This is a genomic window from Streptococcus sp. SN-1, assembly GCF_041154385.1.
GTDB classification, from domain to species: domain Bacteria; phylum Bacillota; class Bacilli; order Lactobacillales; family Streptococcaceae; genus Streptococcus; species Streptococcus mitis_CT.
On sequence record NZ_AP028929.1, the window covers coordinates 320,058 to 338,334 of the forward strand.

Below are 18,277 nucleotides of genomic sequence, written 5' to 3' on the forward strand. Positions count from 1 at the left end.
TTTCTTTTTAGTATAATGAAGTTAGAAAACAAGTAGGGAAGCCCATGGAAGAATTATTGAAAATCATTCAACAACAGAGTGTTACAATTAATGGTCTCACCAATGAACTTGCCCTTCTTCGTGAACAAGTGACTTATCTGACTCAAAAGCTCTATGTAAAATCCTCTGAGAAAGGTGTATGCCCCTCTGGACAACTCAATCTAGACTCTGGTAATTTGGGCTTGTAGCCCTGGTTCAAACCACCCGTTAGACGGGTGGTCATGATTATTTTTACAAATTCAAAGTTGTAAAAATTAAGTTAAACTATAACTAAAAAAAATTTTTTGAACAAAAATAGCTAAAAATGTACGTTATCAAAGTGAAAACTGGAATTTTTTCAAATGTACACCTTAATGAAAGTGTTTATTGATAAAATTCAAAATCCTGTTAAATCAAGGTTTTTAGGCTTATAAGGGATTTAAAAGGGGGTGATTTTGTACATTCTGTATCTAAGCCGCTAAAATAAAAAAATGTACTTTATCTTGCCTTAAAATAAAGTACATTTCAATTATAAAGTACATTTTTTAAATATTGTACATTATGCTTTAAACTCAGTCGTATCAAGGGTTTATCCACTATCTAGGGAAAAGTACAAAAATTTCCAGTTTTTAGGTATTTCGTTTAGTTTATAAAAACTAGATAAGGTAAGGGGTTTGATAATCTAAAGGATCTCTCAGAATTTCATTTTTTATCGGATATGGTTAATGAAAATTAAAAAATGTAATAATAAACAGAACCCAGAATGATAGTTTTATTATATATCTAATAATATAAAAATCTAGAAAAAGAGAAATTAGATGAAAAAATACTATAATTGTGATACAATTACTATTAGTAAATTTAAACGAAACTAAGAGGATATATTTGTGAAAAATGTAATTTCTTTGTATCATACTAATTTTGAATCATCCATTAGTTCATTTAAAGAAACAAAAGAATTAAAAGTAAGTAGCCATGCCGACGATAAGGAATGGGGTGGAACTGGGATGTACTTCTGGGACAACACTGGAAATGCAAAATATTGGTATGATCAGAAGAAAAAAAAAAGCACAGCTTCACCAATAGAAATTACAAAATGTCATGTTGAGTTTGATGTTGATAATGATATTTTAGATTTAACAAATTATTACATCGAGGAGCTGTTTCAAAAAACTCTTAATTTATTACCAAAGAAAAAAAAATTAAAATTATCTACTGCCCCTATTGGAGATAAGATTGACTTTTATTGTGAGTATTTTGATATAAAAATAGTAAAATTTTTTGGGAAGTATTGTAATACTCCTAAGACTAGCTTATTTGATTCAGACGATACAAATCAAAAAATTACTAATCAGGTAAAAGTTATTTATTGTCTCAAAGAGTCGGGGATAAATATTATAAAAGGTGATATAGAGGTAGTTAGTATAGAAGAGGTGTATAGATGTCGTTATTAGAAAGAATGAATGAGTTTATTGCTAAATTAGAATCTGATGATCAAGAATTTCTGAAAGATCTTGATTCACAATTTCAAAAGTATTGTGAAGAAAAAGAGAAAAAGAATACGGTAATTCCTGGTATCAGTATACAGATGTCAACGATGGCGAAAAAGAATAATTTACCATCGAAAAGTAAATGTCTGGATAGAACCCTCATTAGAGAAAAAAGATACGGTAAAAATTATAAAAGTATTTCTATTAAATCTTTAAGTAGCTACGATTATAATGGTGCAGCGTAAGGAGAGAAAATGGAACCAACAATTTCTTTAGAAAAGTATGAGATTGAAGAAATCACCTATTCACGAATAGTCGACGAGTCAGATTTTCAATCAGAAAATTTGCAAGTTTCAGTTAAGTCAGGCTTAACTGAAGATAAAAAATTTGGTAAAGTTACATTGGAAGCTAAATTTTTTGACGATGAAAAAAATAAAAAAGTTTCAGCTAGAATCAGTGGTTATTATACAATCAATGTAGAAGAAGATAGTGAAAAATATATTGCCATTAATGGAACTGCAATATTGTTTCCTTATTTGCGGAGTGCAATATCAATGATTTCAACTCTAGATAGTCAGGATGCTGTTTTAATTCCCACAATAAATGTTTTATCAATACTTGAAAATCAAGAAGAGTGAAGAATTTTTGTTATGTATTATTTACAGCGTTAAACTATTCCCTTATTTAAAAAATACTGATTCATATTTTATGAAATTAATAAGAAGATATCGTTCTGAAAAACCTTGATATTGCGCTGTTTTTAGTCCAACTGAAAATTATTCTTGTTAAACCAGGTCTTAAGAAAGCTCGTAAAGCATCACAATTTAGTAAACGTTAATTCGAAAGAATTACTATACTTACAAAGAGCACCTTTAGGGGTGTTCTTTTTGTACTTTCTTACTAAATTGGTGCAATTGACACAGTTGTTGCGACTTTAGTCGCTTGCAAATGTGGCTGCAACCGGACAAGTCAGTTGTCTTAAAACGTTAATCAATACTATACTATCAACGTTTCAAATCACTCGAAAGTTTACCTTATTGTTTCTTTTTATATTCTTAAGAAATCAAAAGCAACATAAGTCGTCAACTCTTTATTATAAAAACATTAATTAGCATTCTAGTATTATCTTCAGTCTAAAATCAGTATTTTGAGTTGTACGAAATCAGTTTTTGAATTTTGTCTTGTCTTACTTCATTTTCCCCTGAAGTTAAGTTTTTACTCAGAATCATTAGTTAAAAAGGAAAAAGAACTAGTTTTATATTTGGATTTGAAGTTTATAAAATTTTTAAAAGCTACAGAGAAACATGGTATAATGTAACTAAAGGAGGTAGCATATGTCCTTAGATATAGATAAAGAAAAGATGACAATCATGGGAGTAGCTTTTGAAAACCGATCCGTTTTTAAGAGTGTTTGGTATGCTTTAAGTACAAGTATGATTGAAGGATGGCGACCTACGGTTAGTGATGTTGAAAAATTACGAGATGAAGCTCTTGATCTGGGAATGGCTTAATGAAGCGTAAATGTTATTATTCTTATGACTATATTGATCCAGATGATTTATATACCTATCCGGTTTCTTCAGTTCTAAGAAATAAGCAGGAAGAACGAGATGAGCAAAAAGCATGTGAGCTGGAATATCATATGGTAGCAAGTCAGAGTTTGAAATTATTTATCAATCCTATCTTAGAAAAGTTGAAAAGTGATAACTCTTTAATAAACTTTTGGTTTTTTAAAAGATATTTTGTCCACTACATTTTTTCAATTGAGTATCATTTGTCACAGATAGAACATTGCATTCAGAATAATGAAAAACGCATCAAAATGGTGCGTTCTGTTTTTATGCTACCATAAAAGGAGGACAACAAATTGAAAATTTTTAAGGGAGAGTTTTATCGAATCTCTGTATTAACAGACAAGTTAGTAAGGTTAGAATACTCTCAAACTGGAAGTTTTGAGGATAGAACTACACAACTTATCTATAATAGAGATTTTGGTCAAGTTTCGTTAGATTATATCGAGACATCAAACGTACTAGATATTATGACGGACTATTTTCATCTGCACTTTAATAAAGGAGAATTTAACGCCGAAAATTTATTTATAGAATTAAAAGGAAATTTTGCCGTATATGGTAGTCGCTGGTATTTTGGTGAATCTATTGAAACGTTAAAAGGAACAGCTCGGACTCTGGATAAGGCAGATGGAGCAATCTCGTTAGAAGATGGAATTATTAGCCGAAATGGTATAGCCTTATTGGATGATTCTCAAGGATTTATTTGGGATGAACAGTCTGGTTATATTGAGAGAGAAAATCAAATTGATCTCTATTTCTTTGCCTATGGGCATGATTATAGAGGAGCAATCAGAGACTTTTACCATTTGACTGGTTCAACACCCTTGTTGCCAAGATATGCTTTAGGCAATTGGTGGAGTAGGTATTGGCCTTATACGTCGGATGAATACTTGAATTTAATAGATAGATTTAAAACAGAGAAAATTCCGTTATCTATTGGTGTTTTAGATATGGATTGGCATATAACTGAAATTCCAGCCCGTTTTGGAAGTGGCTGGACAGGATATAGTTGGAATAGAAACTTAATACCTAATCCAGAACAGTTATTGCAACAACTTCATGATAGAAAGTTAAAACTCTCTTTAAATGTCCATCCTGCTGATGGTATACGGGCTTATGAAGAAGCTTATCCTCGGGTCGCAAAACGATTGGGGTTAAATGTAGAATTAGAGGAACCTGCCATTTTTGATTTTTTTAATCCCTCTTTTAGAGAAGCCTACTTTAAAGATGTTCATTATGCGCTAGAAAAGCAGGGAGTAGATTTTTGGTGGATTGACTGGCAACAGGGGACTCAAGGCATGTTGGATCCACTATGGCTTTTAAACCATTATCACTATCAGGACAGTTGTAAAAATGAAGAAGGTGGCTTGATTTTATCAAGGTATGCGGGTCCTGGTAGTCACCGTTATCCTGTTGGTTTTTCAGGAGATACCATTATTAGTTGGAATTCCTTAAGATTTCAACCTTATTTTACAGCGACAGCATCAAATATCGGTTATAGTTGGTGGAGCCATGATATCGGTGGACACATGCTGGGGGATTATGACGAAGAGCTACAAACCAGATGGCTACAGTTTGGCATTTTTAGTCCGATTACTCGATTACATAGTTCTAGAAGTCCCTTTAATAGTAAAGAATCTTGGTTTTTTTCAGAAACAACATCTAAGATTATGAAGAAATACCTTCGTTTGAGACATCAGATGATTCCATATCTATATACCATGAATGTAAAGACACACGAGGAAGGTGCTCCATTAATCAGCCCAATGTATTATTTCTACCCAGAAAATGATGAGAGCTATAATGTTCCAAATCAATACTTTTTTGGAACAGAACTGATGGTGGCTCCCATCGTAGAAAAGATGGATTTGGCATTCCAATCTGCAAAAGTGGATGTATGGTTCCCTGAAGGTGAATGGTGTGACTTCTTTTCAGAGAAAAAGTACACAGGTGGTGTGAAGTTGAGTGTTTATAGAGACATTTCGACGATACCTGTGTTTGCAAAAAGTGGTGCAATCATTCCCTTGGTTGGTTCTGAGATAGATATGGGTGTTGATTTACCTGAAGTTGTAGATTGGTATGTATTCCCAGGCAAACAACATTCTTTTGAAATGATTGAAGATCAAAATGGTCAAAGATATAAAACAAGATTATCAATCGATTGGGAAATGGGAATGCTAGAGTTAGCATTACAAGGAGATTCTAGTATCGTTCCAAGTAATAGAAAGCATAGAATTCATTTTAAAGGAACGAATGTGTCTATAATTGAATTGCCAAATAAGAATGATACAGCTAGATTTGAATGGAAAGATAATAAAAGGACATCTCTGAATGACGAAGTTTTCAGACTACTAAAGACAGCTTCTCTTCCATATGAATTAAAAGATAGATTGTTAAATCAATTCATCAATGCCAAAAATTCTCATGAGTTAATGAATATCTTGCATCATCAGGATAAGGAATTGAGAGGGCGTTTGTTGGAAATGATATTTACTAATGAAAACTAATTGAGACATTTCGTACACAATTTCTATTCTTTAATTACTAATTATTATTTTTTAATGTGTAATAGTTTTACATCTCTATGCTTATTGATACTCTTCGAAAATCAAATTCAAACCACGTCAACGTCGCCTTGCCGTACTCAAGTACAGCCTGCGGCTAGTTTCCTAGTTTGCTCTTTGATTTTCATTGAGTATGACTTGTATTTTAGTAATTACAAGTTTGGCATAGGGATGTTTTTTTGTTTACTGAAGAGGAAAGGATAAGATAAGTATGTTTCAAGGTTTGAAACATTTTTAAACTAAACAAGAGCAAATTTTTAAAGGTGATTTTTTAAAGTAACTTTCGCTTGCCTGACCGAAGTGGAAGTTAGTCTGAAACGGATTTTTATGGTGGAATTAAGTATGAGACGTGTGATTTTTTCAGAAAATTTTCTAAAACAAACAGGATTTGTTTGACATTTGTTTGAAAATTCTGTAAAATGAATTATTATATCGTTAAAGGAGAATATATATGGAAAAACAGAAAACATTTTTTGGACATCCTATGGGCTTGTCCACCCTCTTCTTTACAGAGATGTGGGAACGCTTTTCTTACTATGGGATGCGAGCTATCCTACTTTACTATATGTACTACAGTGTGCAAGATGGTGGATTGGGAATGGATAAGACCACGGCTGCATCGGTTATGGCGATTTATGGCTCGCTGGTATTTTTGTCCTCGGTTATCGGTGGTTTTGTCAGTGACCGTATTTTAGGAAGCCGTAAGACTGTCTTTTACGGTGGGATTCTGATTATGCTAGGGCATATTGCTTTGGCAACACCTTTTGGACAAGTGGCTCTCTATCTTTCTATTGCCTTGATTATCTTTGGAACTGGATTTTTAAAACCCAATATCTCAGATATGGTTGGGGGAATTTATGAGAAAGAGGATGATAGACGGGATGCAGGTTTTAGTATCTTTGTCTTTGGTATTAACTTAGGTGCCTTCGTTGCCCCTTATTTAGTAGGTTATCTAGGTCAGGAAGTCAATTTCCATCTAGGTTTCTCATTAGCTGCCGTTGGGATGTTCTTTGGTCTGGTGAAGTATGTTTTAGATGGGAAGAAATACCTGCCTGAATCAAGTCTTTACCCTACTGATCCACTTTCACAGAAGGACCGGCAGACCTTGATTAAACGCTTGCTACTTACACTTGTCATGGTTATTCTGGTGATTATAGGCTTAGTCTTTACTCACCAGTTTAACGTGGATATGATTGTTAATATCTTTACAGTGATTGCGGTAATCATTCCAATCTACTATTTCTTCAAAATTTTATCTAGTCAGAAAATAACTGCTACTGAGAGATCCCGAGTATTTGCTTACATTCCTCTATTTATCGCTGGAGTACTCTTCTGGTCTATTGAGGAGCAGGGATCTGTTGTTCTCGCTCTATTTGCGGATGATCAAACTCGACTTTACTTTAATGTATTTGGGAATCAGATTCATTTCCCATCTAGCTTTTTCCAAAGTATCAACCCACTTTTCATTATGATTTATGTACCAATTTTTGCTTGGTTGTGGGGGAAAATGGGTAAAAAGCAACCGTCCTCTTCTAAGAAATTTGCTTACGGTTTATTAGCAGCAGGTTTATCCTTCTTGTGGATGATGTTACCAGGGATGCTCTTTGGGACAGATGTTAAGGTCAGTCCTTTCTGGTTGATTATGAGTTGGGCTATTGTGATTGTGGGGGAAATGTTGATTTCGCCTATTGGTCTATCAGTCACTACTAAGCTAGCACCAAAATCCTTCCAAGCACAAATGATGTCTATCTGGTTCTTGAGTAATGCAGCTGCCCAAGCTATCAATGCTCAAATTGTAAAATTTTATACAAGCGAAACTGAAGTAGCTTACTATGGAATTGTTGGAGGAATTACGATTGTATTCGGTATTATCTTACTCTTCTACGTTCCACGTATTGAAAAACTAATGTCTGGTATCAAATAGAGAAAAACTGGAATTTCTGTAGGAATTTTAAAAGTTAGATCAATTATTTATTCAAAGGATTTAGTTCTGTATGGTGCAGGGCTAGGTCCTTTTAGTTTGATTAATACTCTTCGAAAATCAAATTCAAACCGCGTCAACGTCGCCTTGCCGTATATATGTGACTGACTTCGTCAGTCTTATCTACAACCTCAAAACAGTGTTTTGAGCAACCTGCGGCTAGTTTCCTAGTTTGATCTTTGATTTTCATTGAGTATAAAACTCATGATGTTTCTGATATTCCTAGTAGACAACCGTCCACTTTTTTTATATAATAAAACTAAACCATATTGGTTGAGTTTAAAAAATATGGATTCAAGCATCGATTAGTCTTTCTAAGGGAGATAATGTCCATTAAAGTATCATAATAGGAGGTGAAGTATGTATCAGCCAGAAAAATTAAAGGCTCGGAGGAAAGAGTTAAAACTGACACAGAAGGAAATTGCAGAGCAACTTGGGATTAGTTTCCAGGCTTACTCAGCTTGGGAACGTGGAATCAAAGAACCGTCAAAAGAGAAAGTTGGTCAGTTAGAAAACATTTTAAAAGTACCCAAAGGATATTTTACTCAAACTGAGATTGTTCGTCTTTACAATAGCCTTTCCACTAAAGGGAAGGAAAAAGTTGTGCTGTATGCTCGCAATCTGGCTCGAGAGGAACAAACTCAGAAGAAGACGACCATATCAGTCCAACTCTACGAATACCGTGTCTACGAACGCATGTCAGCAGGGATTGGAGCCTCAGTCTACGATGATCAGAATTTTGATACGGTTTACTTTAATGAGGAGTTGGCTCATGATTTTGCGTCATGGGTGTCTGGGGACTCCATGGAACCTAAATACCAAAATGGTTCAGTGGCTCTGATTCGAGAGACAGGATTTGACTATGACGGGGCGGTCTATGCAGTGGTTTGCAATAACCAGACCTATATCAAACGAGTCTATCGAGAGAAGGATGGCTTGCGTCTGGTCTCTATCAATCCTAAATACAAGGATATTTTCATCTCCTATGAGGAAGATCCTCGGATTGTTGGCATTATCGTTGGGAACTTTGTGCCGATGGAGGGCTAGATGATGGGCTACTTTGATTATTCCAGAGAGCCCAAAAGTGACATTGCCTTTGTTGATATGAAATCTTTTTATGCTAGTGTTGAGTGCGTGAAAAGAGGATTGCATCCGCTGAAGACTTCGCTTTGTGTCATGAGTCGCGCGGATAATTCAACTGGTCTTATCCTAGCCTCCTCTCCCCTGTTTAAGAAGATTTTTGGAAAGTCAAATGTTGGTCGGGCCTATGATTTGCCTTTTGATATCAAAACGCGAAAATTTTCCTACTATAATGCTAGAAAGCAGGGGTTGCCTACTGATTCAGACTATGTTCGCTACATCGAAGATTGGGCTCAAGTGACCTTGATTGTGCCACCCAGGATGGATGAGTACATCGCAGTCAATATGGAAATCCAGCGAATCTTTCAAAACTATGGCAGTCCAGATGATATTTATCCTTACTCTATCGATGAGGGTTTTGTTGACCTGACTAGTTCGCTCAACTATTTCATCCCAGATAAGAGTCTTTCTCGCAAAGACAAGCTGGATATGCTTTCTGCTCGTATTCAGAGGGATATTTGGAGGCAGACAGGGATATACTCTACAGTGGGCATGTCAAATGCCAATCCTTTAATGGCCAAGTTGGCTCTGGATAATGAAGCCAAGCACACTCCGACCATGAGGGCCAACTGGTCTTACCAGGATGTGGAAGAGAAGGTCTGGACAATCCCTAAGATGACGGATTTTTGGGGGATTGGCAGGCGGATGGAGAAACGCTTGCATGCTCTGGGGATTTTTTCCATCAAGGAATTGGCAACCAGTAATCCCGACCAGCTAAAGAAAGTTCTGGGTCAGTCTGGCTTGCGTTTGTGGTTTCATGCTAACGGGATTGATGAGAGTAATGTTCACAAGCCCTATAAAGCCAAATCCAAGGGCTTGGGGAATTCTCAAATCTTGCCGAGAGACTACGTGAAGCTACGGGATATTGAAATTATTCTCCGAGAAATGGCGGAGCAGGTAGCTATTAGACTGAGAAGGTCTGGCAAGAAAACAACCCTTGTCTCTATCTATGTCGGTTTCTCTAAACAGGAGGTTAGGTCGTCTATTCACACACAAATGAAGGTCGAACCGACCAATAAAACAGCTGTCTTAACGGATTATGTTTTGAAGCTATTTCATAACAAATACACTTCTGGAGCGGTTAGAAGTGTCGGAGTTAACTATTCAGACTTTGTAGACGAGTCCTTTGGATTGATTTCCCTCTTTGATGATGTTGATAAGTTAGAAAAAGAAGAAAGGCTCCAGACGGCCATTGACTCCATTCGGGAACAATTTGGTTTCACTTCCCTTTTAAGAGCCAATGCACTGGAAGAAGCCTCTAGGAGTCTTGCCAGAAGCAAGCTGATTGGAGGACATTCTGCTGGAGGATTAGATGGATTAAAATGATTGATCGTTCTTATTTACCTTTTCAATCTGCGCGAGATTATCAAGATCCAGGTATGCAGAAGTGGATGGGGTTTTACCTCTCAGAACACACCAGTTCGCTCAGTGAAGAAAAAAAACGTGTTGATTTTTCGATAGATTTGGACCCAGTTGAGAAACTACATTTGCTTTCTCAACTTTATGTTGGCCAACTTAAGGGAAGTTTTGTGGTCAAGGAAAAGAAGCAGAAAACCACTATCATCGGTGAGGTAAGAGAGTTATCACATCAGAACTTATCCATTAGGACAAATGAGGGATATAGATCGATAGAGCTAGAAGATATCCTAGAAATTCGGCTGTGGGAGGAGGGAGTTTATGACTAGAAAAGAGTTGTATGAAAACAAACTACAGATGGATTATTTTTCAGATAACTATATTCATTTTGAAGAGGATTTTCAAAAATATTCTGCCATGAACGTGCCCTTGACTTTCTTGATTGATGACATCCTACGAACCATGGCGATGAATCAGAAAAACTACTTTGTCTTAAACAAGGAAAATGCCAAGGATGGGCGGGAGCATAGCTTTTATTTTAGGGTGGTGACAGAAAAAGAGTGTCCTAGAAATAGGACCTATACATACTCAGGAGTCAAGAATAGCAGTCAGTAGTGCCTTGTCTGCTATGAATGTATCATTTTTACAACACTTCATGGTTCATATCATGGGGTGTTTTTCTATTTAAGTCAAAGCCCATCAAAAAATCTCACTATTCATCAGGCTAAAAGAAACCTAATCATAGTGAGATTGTAAATTATAGTAGTTTTTGTATCGCCTCTTCAATTTGTTTTGGGGCTGTTTTTGAAGAGAAGCGTTCAAAGACTTGCCCATCACGACCGATGAGAAATTTAGCGAAATTCCATTCGATTCGTTTTCCTAGTGGGCCAGATTTCTGGTCTTTCAACCAAACATAGAGGGGATCTGACTCCTTACCGTTGACCTTGATTTTGGCAAAACGTGGGAAGCTGGTTTGATAATGTAGGCTACAGAAGACGTTGATTTCCTCTGCGCTACCTGGTGCTTGTCCCATAAACTGATTGCAAGGGAAGTCTAAAATCTCGAAACCTTGTTCTTGATAGCGGTCATAGAGTTCTTGGAGACCGTGGTACTGGGGTGTTAAACCACATCCAGTAGCAGTGTTGACAACCAAGAGAACTTTTCCACGATAGGCATCTAGTGGGGTTTCTTGATGGTCTTGGTTTAAGACTGAAAAATCGTATAGTGAAGTCATTGCTTGCTTTTCTCCTTCTGTTTGGTATTTTTAGGAGTTTTCTCCTCCTGTAGTGATAGAAATCCGTAGGTCAGGGTTCCGAAAATACTACCGATAATCAGGCCATACATCAGGAAAGGACCACTTTTATCGAATTGCATGAGCAACTTCCCAAAATCTGAAAGGGACATCTGCTGAACGAAGACTTTATGAAAGATGAGTAAGGTAAAGAGGCCAATCTGAATACCGATAAACACAACCCAGCTTCGAAATTTGATTTGGGCTTTGCTGTAGGTTTTGAGGATGATTTCTGACTTGTCATCTTTTTCCAGATGGAGTTCTTTGACGGCTTTCTGAGTTTTTAAAGTAATGAAAAAAATGAGTCCAGAGTATACGTAAGGCATAGCATAACGAACAATCTCTATGAAGCGTCCAAATAACAGATAAAACAAGAAGAGAAAGAAGGAAGAATAAACGATTTGGACCATGGAACGGGCACAAGCCTTGTAGATAATTTCTTGTCGGCATTCATCAAAAGGGCCTTGGATATGAAAGAGATTTCGAAGTAGGCGAGTGGTGAAGTCTTCTTTTTTCATGTTAGTAACCTCCTAAATGAGTGGTTTTACTGACTTTCTTTTACGAATTGATAGAGATAATAAAGATAAGTGATAGAAGAAAGGATAGCGATAGTGAGCAGTAAATAATATTTCCAATCGCTTGAGATGAGCATCAGTTGTGGTAAAGATAGAATCATAAAGCACAGTGCTAAGTTGAGTATGCGTGTTTTTGGGGAGTCAATCTTTAGATAAGTTAGTCCTTTGTTGAGGGCTGGAATAAAGACTAGAAGGAGGAATATCTCGCTGATTGGCAAGTTCCCTGAAACTATGATGAAGATGAGCAGAGAACTGAACAAAAGATGATAGGTAAGTAAAGTTAGTAATGATTTCATAGGTACCTCCTAATCCTGGTCTTTTTTATACTCAATGAAAATCAAAGAGCAAACTAGGAAACTCGCCGCAGGCTGTACTTGAGTACGGCAAGGCGACGTTGACGCGGTTTGAATTTGATTTTCGAAGAGTATTAGCTCTTGCAATACGAAGTGAGACGATAATATGCATCATCACTCCGAAAAAGAAAGCTCCCAGTATAGTTTTAAAAATATGTTTTGCATTTAAAAGAGAAGTGATAAAATTTGGATTTTCACTTGTTAGGGTATCAATGAGTGGAATTATAAAAAATATTACTGTTCCATAAATCGAACCTGCTTTCAGACCAGGATGACGTAACTGTTTCTTTTCTTTTTTCATGAGTTTCCTCCTAATCATTATCCTGATCTTTCTTGGCTTTTGCAATGCGACGGGAGATGAGGAACTGTATGCTTGCCCCGAAGAAGATAGAACCGAGAATGCTTGATACACCATTTCTTATAGTGAGAAGAGACTGAAAATAGTCCTGACTTTCACCTATGAGTATATCGAGAAGAGGAGTTATAAAAAATATCCATAGACCAAAGAACAAACCTGCTTTCAGACCTGGGTAGCGAAGTTGCTTACTTTCTTTCTCACTCAGCATATCTGGTTCAATAGTTGTAATCCCTGTTTTTTTCATTTGGTAGGTGACATAGCCAGCAGCGATGAGGGCAATCACTAAAATCAGAGGAGGATAGATTAGAGCCACTTCTTGAGGATATTTATAGGCCAGAAGGAGTGGAATAAGATTTCCGAAAATCATCAGATAAAAGAGGAAGATAAAGACTTGATTGCCGATACGATCAGCCTCGCGTCGTTTGTATTCGTCAAGTGGATCAGAAATACCGTATGTACGCTTGATCAGTTTTTCAGTGAAGGTTTCTTTTTTCATGAGTTGGCTCCTTTTTTAAAAATCATCCTCCCAAAAGAGACTGTTGAGGTCAGTTTGGAGGCTGCGGGCGAGATTGAGACAGAGTTCCAGAGTCGGATTGTACTTGTCGTTTTCAATCATGTTGATGGTTTGTCTCGAGACACCGATATCCTTGGCGAGCTCGAGCTGGGAAATGCCCAGTTCCTTGCGAAATTCTTTCACACGATTCATCTGTTCTCCTTTCTGAAGTGTGTCGTATATATTTGACTACATTATATTCTTCTATAGAGAGAATGTCAAGCATATTTGACATATTTCTTAAAGAAATCTTACTTGTTTTTGACCTATTTGTCTGACTAGTGCAAGCTAGTCAGATTTGTGGTAAAATAGATAGGATATGACAAAAGAATTTCATCATGTAACGGTCTTACTCCACGAAACGATTGATATGCTCGACGTAAAGCCTGACGGTATCTACGTTGATGCGACTTTGGGTGGAGCGGGCCATAGCGAATATTTATTAAGTAAATTAAGTGAAAAAGGCCATCTCTATGCCTTTGACCAGGACCAGAATGCCATTGATAATGCGCAAAAACGCTTGGCACCCTATATCGAAAAAGGGATGGTAACCTTTATCAAGGATAATTTCCGTCATTTACAGGCACGTTTGCGCGAAGCTGGTGTTCAAGAAATTGATGGAATTTGTTATGACTTGGGAGTGTCTAGTCCTCAGCTGGACCAGCGTGAGCGTGGTTTTTCTTATAAAAAGGATGCGCCACTGGACATGCGCATGAATCAGGATGCTAGTCTGACAGCCTATGAAGTGGTGAACCACTATGGCTATCATGACTTGGTTCGTATTTTCTTTAAGTATGGCGAGGATAAATTCTCTAAACAGATTGCGCGTAAGATTGAACAAGCACGTGAAGTCAAGCCAATTGAGACAACGACTGAGCTGGCAGAGATTATCAAGTCAGCCAAACCTGCTAAGGAACTCAAGAAAAAGGGTCATCCTGCCAAGCAGATTTTCCAGGCTATTCGAATTGAAGTCAATGATGAACTGGGAGCAGCAGATGAGTCCATCCAGCAGGCCATGGATATGTTGGCTCTGGATGGTAGAATTTCAGTGATTACCTTTCATTCCTTAGAAGACCGCTTGACTAAGCAGTTATTCAAGGAAGCTTCAACAGTGGAAGTTCCCAAAGGTTTGCCTTTCATCCCAGATGATCTCAAGCCCAAGATGGAATTGGTATCCCGTAAGCCAATCTTGCCAAGTGCAGAAGAATTAGAAGCCAATAACCGCTCGCACTCAGCCAAGTTGCGCGTGGCCAGAAAAATTCACAAGTAAGAGGAAAAAATGGTAGATAAGAAAGAAACAACCAGTCAATTCTTGCAGAATCGTATAAAAAAATTCTCCCGTGTGGAGAAGGCTTTTTATCTTTCCATTGCGTTTACAGCTCTCGTTTTGGCGCTGAGTATTATCTTTATGCAGACTCGACTCCTACAAGTACAAAATGATCTGACAAAAATCAATGCACAGATAGAGGAGAAGAAGACAGAGTTGGATGATGCCAAACAAGAGGTAAATGAATTGTTGAGGGCAGAACGCTTGAAAGAAATCGCAAATTCTAAGGACTTAAAATTGAATAATGAGAATATTCGATCAGCGGAGTAAGATATGAAGTGGACAAAAAGAATAACCCGATTTGCGATTAGAAACCGTAAATCTCCAGCAGAAAACCGTAAAATAGTGGGGAAGTACATCAGCTTGTTAGCTGTCGTACTTTTCGCTGTCTTTTTGGTCAATTTTGCTGTTATTATCGGGAGTGGTAGTAAATTTGGAACGGATCTAGTCAAAGAGGCTAAGAAAGTTCACCAAATAACCCGTATAGTCCCTGCCAAACGTGGGACTATTTATGACCGAAATGGAGTCCCGATTGCTGAGGACGCAACCTCCTATAATGTCTATGCTGTCATTGATAAAAAATACAAATCAGCAACGGGTAAAATTCTTTATGTAGAAGATGCCCAGTTTAATAAGGTAGCAGAGGTTTTCCATAAGTATTTGGATATGGATGAGGCTTATGTGAAAGAGCAATTAGCTCAACCAAATCTGACCCAGGTTTCCTTTGGAGCAAAAGGAAATGGGATTACCTATGCCAATATGATGGCTATTAAAAAAGATTTGAAAGATGCTAGTGTGGAAGGAATTGACTTCACAACTAGCCCTAATAGAAGCTATTCAAATGGACAATTCGCTTCTAGTTTTATTGGTTTAGCTCAACTCCATGAAAATGAGGATGGTAGCAAGAGTTTGCTGGGAACTTCTGGGATGGAGAGTTCCTTGAATAGTATTCTTGCAGGGAAAGACGGTATTATTACCTATGAAAAAGATCGTCTGGGTAATATTGTCCCTGGAACTGAACAAGTGTCTCAGCAAACGGTAGATGGCAAGGATGTTTATACGACTATTTCTAGCACCCTTCAGTCCTTCATGGAAACACAGATGAATGTCTTTCAAGAAAAAGTAAAAGGCAAGTATATGACGGCTACCTTGGTTAGTGCTAAAACGGGGGAAATTCTTGCAACGACGCAGAGACCAACCTTTGATGCCGATACTAAGGAAGGACTTACCAAGGACTTTGTTTGGCGTGATATCCTTTATCAAAGTAACTATGAGCCAGGGTCAACCATGAAGGTCATGACGCTCGCTGCTGCTATTGATAATAATACTTTCCCAGGAGGAGAAGTCTTCAATAGTAGTGAGTTAAAAGTAGCAGATGCTACTATCCGAGATTGGGATGTCAATGAAGGATTAACTGGCGGAGGAATGATGACCTTTTCTCAAGGGTTTGCGCACTCAAGTAACGTTGGGATGACGCTTCTTGAGCAAAAGATGGGAGATGCTACCTGGCTGGATTATCTAAGTCGCTTTAAATTTGGTGTTCCGACTCGTTTTGGCTTGACGGATGAATATGCAGGCCAACTTCCGGCTGACAATATCGTAAATATTGCTCAGAGTTCATTTGGACAAGGGATTTCAGTGACCCAGACGCAAATGATTCGTGCCTTTACAGCTATTGCTAATGATGGAGTTATGCTGGAGCCAAAATTTATAAGTGCTATTTATGATACTAACAATCAGTCTGTACGAAAGTCTCAAAAAGAGATTGTAGGAAAACCTGTATCTGAAGATGCAGCAAGCTTGACTCGTACTAACATGATATTAGTTGGGACGGACCCTCTATATGGAACTATGTATAATCACCAAACAGGAAAGCCAATTATAACAGTTCCTGGACAAAATGTAGCAGTTAAATCCGGTACGGCTCAAATCGCTGATGAGAAAAATGGAGGCTACTTGGTTGGTTCTACCAATTATATTTTCTCAGTTGTGACTATGAATCCTGCTGAAAATCCTGATTTTATCTTGTATGTAACGGTTCAACAGCCTGAGCATTATTCAGCTGTCCAGTTGGGAGAGTTTTCCAATCCAATCTTGGAGCGGGCTTCAGCGATGAAAGAATCTCTGAACCTTCAATCTCCAGCTAAGAATTTAGATCAAGTGACGACAGAATCTTCGTATGCAATGCCTAGCATCAAGGATATTTCACCTGGTGATTTGGCGGAAGCCTTACGTCGAAATATTGTGCAACCAATCGTTGTTGGTACTGGAACAAAGATTAAAGAGACTTCTGTAGAAGAAGGAAAAAATCTTGCACCAAACCAACAAGTTCTCCTTTTATCGGATAAGGTAGAAGAAATTCCAGATATGTATGGCTGGAAAAAAGAGACTGCTGAGGCCTTTGCTAAATGGTTGGATATTGAGCTGGAATTTGAAGGTTCAGGTTCTGTTGTTCAGAAGCAAGACGTTCGGACCAATACAGCTATCAAAAACATTAAAAAAATTAAATTAACTTTAGGAGACTAATATGTTTATTTCTATCAGTGCTGGAATTGTGACATTTTTACTAACTTTAGTAGGAATTCCGGCCTTTATCCAATTTTATAGAAAGGCGCAAATTACAGGCCAGCAGATGCATGAGGATGTCAAACAGCACCAGGCAAAAGCTGGGACTCCTACAATGGGAGGTTTGGTTTTCTTAATTGCTTCTGTTTTGGTTACCTTCTTTTTTACCTTATTTAGTAATCAACTCAGCAATAATGTCGGTATGATTTTATTTATCTTGGTTCTTTATGGTTTAATCGGATTTTTAGATGATTTCCTCAAGGTCTTCCGTAAAATCAATGAGGGTCTTAATCCCAAACAGAAATTGGCTCTTCAGCTTCTAGGTGGTGTCATTTTCTACCTTTTTTATGAGCGCGGTGGAGATATGCTTTCTGTCTTTGGTTACCAAGTGCATCTAGGGATTTTCTATATTGTCTTCGCTCTTTTCTGGCTAGTCGGTTTTTCAAACGCAGTAAACTTGACAGACGGTATTGATGGTTTAGCTAGTATTTCCGTTGTGATTAGTTTGTCTGCCTATGGAGTTATTGCCTATGTGCAAGGTCAGATGGATATCCTTCTAGTGATTCTTGCTATGATTGGTGGTTTGCTTGGGTTCTTTGTCTTTAACCATAAGCCTGCTAAAGTCTTTATGGGAGATGTGGGAAGTTTGGCTCTCGGTGGAATGCTGGCAGCTATCTCTATGGCCCTCCACCAAGAATGGACTCTCTTGATTATCGGAATTATTTATGTCTTTGAAACAACCTCAGTCATGATGCAAGTCAGTTATTTCAAACTGACAGGTGGCAAACGTATTTTCCGTATGACGCCTGTACATCACCATTTTGAGCTTGGAGGATTGTCTGGTAAAGGAAATCCTTGGAGCGAGTGGAAGGTTGATTTCTTCTTTTGGGGAATAGGGATTCTAGCAAGTCTCCTGACCCTAGCAATTTTATATTTGATGTAAGAATGGCACCCTGATGTTTCAGGGTGTTTTTGCATTCTAAAAAATATTGGTCAATTAAAGTCAAAATCCTTGACCTTTTCTGACTAATGTAGTATATTATGAACGTAAGGTAAATGAAAGCCTTACTAGAACACTTATTTAAAGTAAAATAGAAAGAGGTGGGGTCTATGTTTAATCTAGAAATCTTCA

At 37.4% G+C, this 18,277-nt stretch carries 22 protein-coding genes; 16 read left to right on the plus strand and 6 right to left on the minus strand.

The window, feature by feature from the left end:
- The first annotated feature begins 44 nt into the window (after window positions 1-44).
- The 12 genes from ACAM22_RS01465 to ACAM22_RS01520 all read left to right on the plus strand — a co-directional run bounded on the left by ACAM22_RS01465 (window position 45) and on the right by ACAM22_RS01520 (window position 10,738).
- Entirely contained in the window at window positions 45-227 is a 183-nt protein-coding gene (locus tag ACAM22_RS01465; protein ID WP_261050971.1) for a transposase, read from the plus strand.
- A 678-nt stretch (window positions 228-905) separates the two neighbouring features.
- Window positions 906-1,472 carry a hypothetical protein gene (locus ACAM22_RS01470; RefSeq protein ID WP_000800050.1) on the plus strand — a complete coding sequence of 189 codons (567 nt, stop codon included), beginning with the start codon at window positions 906-908 and terminating at the stop codon, window positions 1,470-1,472.
- Entirely contained in the window at window positions 1,460-1,753 is a 294-nt protein-coding gene (locus ACAM22_RS01475) for a hypothetical protein (protein WP_000054455.1), read from the plus strand. Before ACAM22_RS01470 ends, ACAM22_RS01475 begins: the two co-directional genes overlap by 13 nt.
- A 9-nt stretch (window positions 1,754-1,762) precedes the next feature.
- On the plus strand, window positions 1,763-2,146 hold the full coding sequence (locus tag ACAM22_RS01480) for a protein-export chaperone SecB (RefSeq protein WP_000433820.1): 384 nt from the start codon (window positions 1,763-1,765) through the stop codon (window positions 2,144-2,146).
- A gap of 696 nt (window positions 2,147-2,842) precedes the next feature.
- Window positions 2,843-3,019: a hypothetical protein gene (locus ACAM22_RS01485; RefSeq protein WP_023946673.1), complete on the plus strand. Its 177-nt coding sequence runs from the start codon at window positions 2,843-2,845 to the stop codon at window positions 3,017-3,019.
- Window positions 3,019-3,360, plus strand: coding sequence for a hypothetical protein (locus ACAM22_RS01490; protein WP_261050976.1), 342 nt, complete (start codon window positions 3,019-3,021; stop codon window positions 3,358-3,360). The genes ACAM22_RS01485 and ACAM22_RS01490 overlap by 1 nt, the downstream gene beginning before the upstream one ends.
- A gap of 15 nt (window positions 3,361-3,375) precedes the next feature.
- The gene (locus ACAM22_RS01495) at window positions 3,376-5,589 is read left to right on the plus strand and encodes a TIM-barrel domain-containing protein (protein ID WP_369606836.1); all 2,214 of its coding nucleotides are present in this window, start codon (window positions 3,376-3,378) and stop codon (window positions 5,587-5,589) included.
- A gap of 508 nt (window positions 5,590-6,097) precedes the next feature.
- Window positions 6,098-7,570, plus strand: coding sequence for a peptide MFS transporter (locus tag ACAM22_RS01500; protein ID WP_261050982.1), 1,473 nt, complete (start codon window positions 6,098-6,100; stop codon window positions 7,568-7,570).
- 417 nt (window positions 7,571-7,987) lie between these two features.
- On the plus strand, window positions 7,988-8,674 hold the full coding sequence (locus tag ACAM22_RS01505; RefSeq protein WP_261050984.1) for an XRE family transcriptional regulator: 687 nt from the start codon (window positions 7,988-7,990) through the stop codon (window positions 8,672-8,674).
- A 3-nt stretch (window positions 8,675-8,677) separates the two neighbouring features.
- Window positions 8,678-10,093 carry a Y-family DNA polymerase gene (locus ACAM22_RS01510; protein ID WP_261038830.1) on the plus strand — a complete coding sequence of 472 codons (1,416 nt, stop codon included), beginning with the start codon at window positions 8,678-8,680 and terminating at the stop codon, window positions 10,091-10,093.
- Complete coding sequence (locus ACAM22_RS01515) at window positions 10,090-10,452, plus strand: hypothetical protein (protein WP_261038704.1); 363 nt, start codon at window positions 10,090-10,092, stop codon at window positions 10,450-10,452. Before ACAM22_RS01510 ends, ACAM22_RS01515 begins: the two co-directional genes overlap by 4 nt.
- Window positions 10,445-10,738 (plus strand): DUF5960 family protein, encoded by a 294-nt coding sequence (locus tag ACAM22_RS01520; RefSeq protein WP_125393558.1) that lies wholly within the window; start codon window positions 10,445-10,447, stop codon window positions 10,736-10,738. The genes ACAM22_RS01515 and ACAM22_RS01520 overlap by 8 nt, the downstream gene beginning before the upstream one ends.
- A 142-nt stretch (window positions 10,739-10,880) precedes the next feature.
- On the opposite strand, the gene ACAM22_RS01525 is transcribed toward ACAM22_RS01520, so the two are convergent.
- Genes ACAM22_RS01525 through ACAM22_RS01550 form a run of 6 tightly spaced genes read right to left on the minus strand, consistent with a single transcriptional unit; the run spans window position 10,881 to window position 13,406 of the window.
- On the minus strand, window positions 10,881-11,357 hold the full coding sequence (locus ACAM22_RS01525) for a glutathione peroxidase (RefSeq protein WP_369606837.1): 477 nt from the start codon (window positions 11,355-11,357) through the stop codon (window positions 10,881-10,883).
- Window positions 11,354-11,932 (minus strand): DUF3278 domain-containing protein, encoded by a 579-nt coding sequence (locus ACAM22_RS01530; protein WP_369606838.1) that lies wholly within the window; start codon window positions 11,930-11,932, stop codon window positions 11,354-11,356. Before ACAM22_RS01530 ends, ACAM22_RS01525 begins: the two co-directional genes overlap by 4 nt.
- Window positions 11,933-11,958: 26 nt before the next feature.
- Window positions 11,959-12,285, minus strand: coding sequence for a hypothetical protein (locus ACAM22_RS01535; RefSeq protein ID WP_261051016.1), 327 nt, complete (start codon window positions 12,283-12,285; stop codon window positions 11,959-11,961).
- Window positions 12,286-12,316: 31 nt separating this feature from the next.
- Window positions 12,317-12,643, minus strand: a complete 327-nt coding sequence (locus tag ACAM22_RS01540) for a hypothetical protein (protein WP_369606839.1) — start codon at window positions 12,641-12,643, stop codon at window positions 12,317-12,319.
- Window positions 12,644-12,653: 10 nt separating this feature from the next.
- Complete coding sequence (locus tag ACAM22_RS01545) at window positions 12,654-13,196, minus strand: DUF3278 domain-containing protein (protein WP_261051024.1); 543 nt, start codon at window positions 13,194-13,196, stop codon at window positions 12,654-12,656.
- 15 nt (window positions 13,197-13,211) lie between these two features.
- Entirely contained in the window at window positions 13,212-13,406 is a 195-nt protein-coding gene (locus ACAM22_RS01550; RefSeq protein WP_001082470.1) for a helix-turn-helix transcriptional regulator, read from the minus strand.
- A gap of 166 nt (window positions 13,407-13,572) precedes the next feature.
- Here ACAM22_RS01550 and rsmH point away from each other — a divergent pair, with 166 nt between their 5' ends.
- From rsmH to mraY, 4 genes are read left to right on the plus strand one after another with little or no spacing between them, the layout of a single operon-like run.
- On the plus strand, window positions 13,573-14,523 hold the full coding sequence (gene rsmH, locus ACAM22_RS01555) for a 16S rRNA (cytosine(1402)-N(4))-methyltransferase RsmH (protein ID WP_261051027.1): 951 nt from the start codon (window positions 13,573-13,575) through the stop codon (window positions 14,521-14,523).
- Between the two features lie 9 nt (window positions 14,524-14,532).
- A complete protein-coding gene (gene ftsL / locus ACAM22_RS01560) occupies window positions 14,533-14,850 on the plus strand; it encodes a cell division protein FtsL (RefSeq protein ID WP_000227822.1) in 318 nt (105 codons plus the stop codon).
- A gap of 3 nt (window positions 14,851-14,853) precedes the next feature.
- Complete coding sequence (pbp2X, locus tag ACAM22_RS01565) at window positions 14,854-17,106, plus strand: penicillin-binding protein PBP2X (RefSeq protein WP_369606840.1); 2,253 nt, start codon at window positions 14,854-14,856, stop codon at window positions 17,104-17,106.
- Between the two features lies 1 nt (window position 17,107).
- Window positions 17,108-18,088, plus strand: a complete 981-nt coding sequence (gene mraY, locus ACAM22_RS01570; RefSeq protein ID WP_261051037.1) for a phospho-N-acetylmuramoyl-pentapeptide-transferase — start codon at window positions 17,108-17,110, stop codon at window positions 18,086-18,088.
- The last annotated feature ends 189 nt before the right edge of the window (window positions 18,089-18,277 follow it).

Excerpts from the sequence above, each read along its gene's own strand:
- ACAM22_RS01535 (WP_261051016.1), bottom strand. The coding sequence starts at position 12,285 with ATGAAATCATTACTAACTTTACTTACCTATCATCTTTTGTTCAGTTCT.
- ACAM22_RS01540 (WP_369606839.1), bottom strand. The coding sequence starts at position 12,643 with ATGAAAAAAGAAAAGAAACAGTTACGTCATCCTGGTCTGAAAGCAGGT.
- ACAM22_RS01520 (WP_125393558.1), top strand. The coding sequence starts at position 10,445 with ATGACTAGAAAAGAGTTGTATGAAAACAAACTACAGATGGATTATTTT.
- ftsL (WP_000227822.1), top strand. The coding sequence starts at position 14,533 with ATGGTAGATAAGAAAGAAACAACCAGTCAATTCTTGCAGAATCGTATA.
- ACAM22_RS01505 (WP_261050984.1), top strand. The coding sequence starts at position 7,988 with ATGTATCAGCCAGAAAAATTAAAGGCTCGGAGGAAAGAGTTAAAACTG.
- ACAM22_RS01465 (WP_261050971.1), top strand. The coding sequence starts at position 45 with ATGGAAGAATTATTGAAAATCATTCAACAACAGAGTGTTACAATTAAT.
- ACAM22_RS01490 (WP_261050976.1), top strand. The coding sequence starts at position 3,019 with ATGAAGCGTAAATGTTATTATTCTTATGACTATATTGATCCAGATGAT.
- ACAM22_RS01550 (WP_001082470.1), bottom strand. The coding sequence starts at position 13,406 with ATGAATCGTGTGAAAGAATTTCGCAAGGAACTGGGCATTTCCCAGCTC.
- ACAM22_RS01530 (WP_369606838.1), bottom strand. The coding sequence starts at position 11,932 with ATGAAAAAAGAAGACTTCACCACTCGCCTACTTCGAAATCTCTTTCAT.
- ACAM22_RS01545 (WP_261051024.1), bottom strand. The coding sequence starts at position 13,196 with ATGAAAAAAGAAACCTTCACTGAAAAACTGATCAAGCGTACATACGGT.
- ACAM22_RS01485 (WP_023946673.1), top strand. The coding sequence starts at position 2,843 with ATGTCCTTAGATATAGATAAAGAAAAGATGACAATCATGGGAGTAGCT.
- pbp2X (WP_369606840.1), top strand. The coding sequence starts at position 14,854 with ATGAAGTGGACAAAAAGAATAACCCGATTTGCGATTAGAAACCGTAAA.
- ACAM22_RS01500 (WP_261050982.1), top strand. The coding sequence starts at position 6,098 with ATGGAAAAACAGAAAACATTTTTTGGACATCCTATGGGCTTGTCCACC.
- ACAM22_RS01515 (WP_261038704.1), top strand. The coding sequence starts at position 10,090 with ATGATTGATCGTTCTTATTTACCTTTTCAATCTGCGCGAGATTATCAA.
- ACAM22_RS01510 (WP_261038830.1), top strand. The coding sequence starts at position 8,678 with ATGGGCTACTTTGATTATTCCAGAGAGCCCAAAAGTGACATTGCCTTT.
- mraY (WP_261051037.1), top strand. The coding sequence starts at position 17,108 with ATGTTTATTTCTATCAGTGCTGGAATTGTGACATTTTTACTAACTTTA.
- rsmH (WP_261051027.1), top strand. The coding sequence starts at position 13,573 with ATGACAAAAGAATTTCATCATGTAACGGTCTTACTCCACGAAACGATT.
- ACAM22_RS01475 (WP_000054455.1), top strand. The coding sequence starts at position 1,460 with ATGTCGTTATTAGAAAGAATGAATGAGTTTATTGCTAAATTAGAATCT.
- ACAM22_RS01525 (WP_369606837.1), bottom strand. The coding sequence starts at position 11,357 with ATGACTTCACTATACGATTTTTCAGTCTTAAACCAAGACCATCAAGAA.
- ACAM22_RS01480 (WP_000433820.1), top strand. The coding sequence starts at position 1,763 with ATGGAACCAACAATTTCTTTAGAAAAGTATGAGATTGAAGAAATCACC.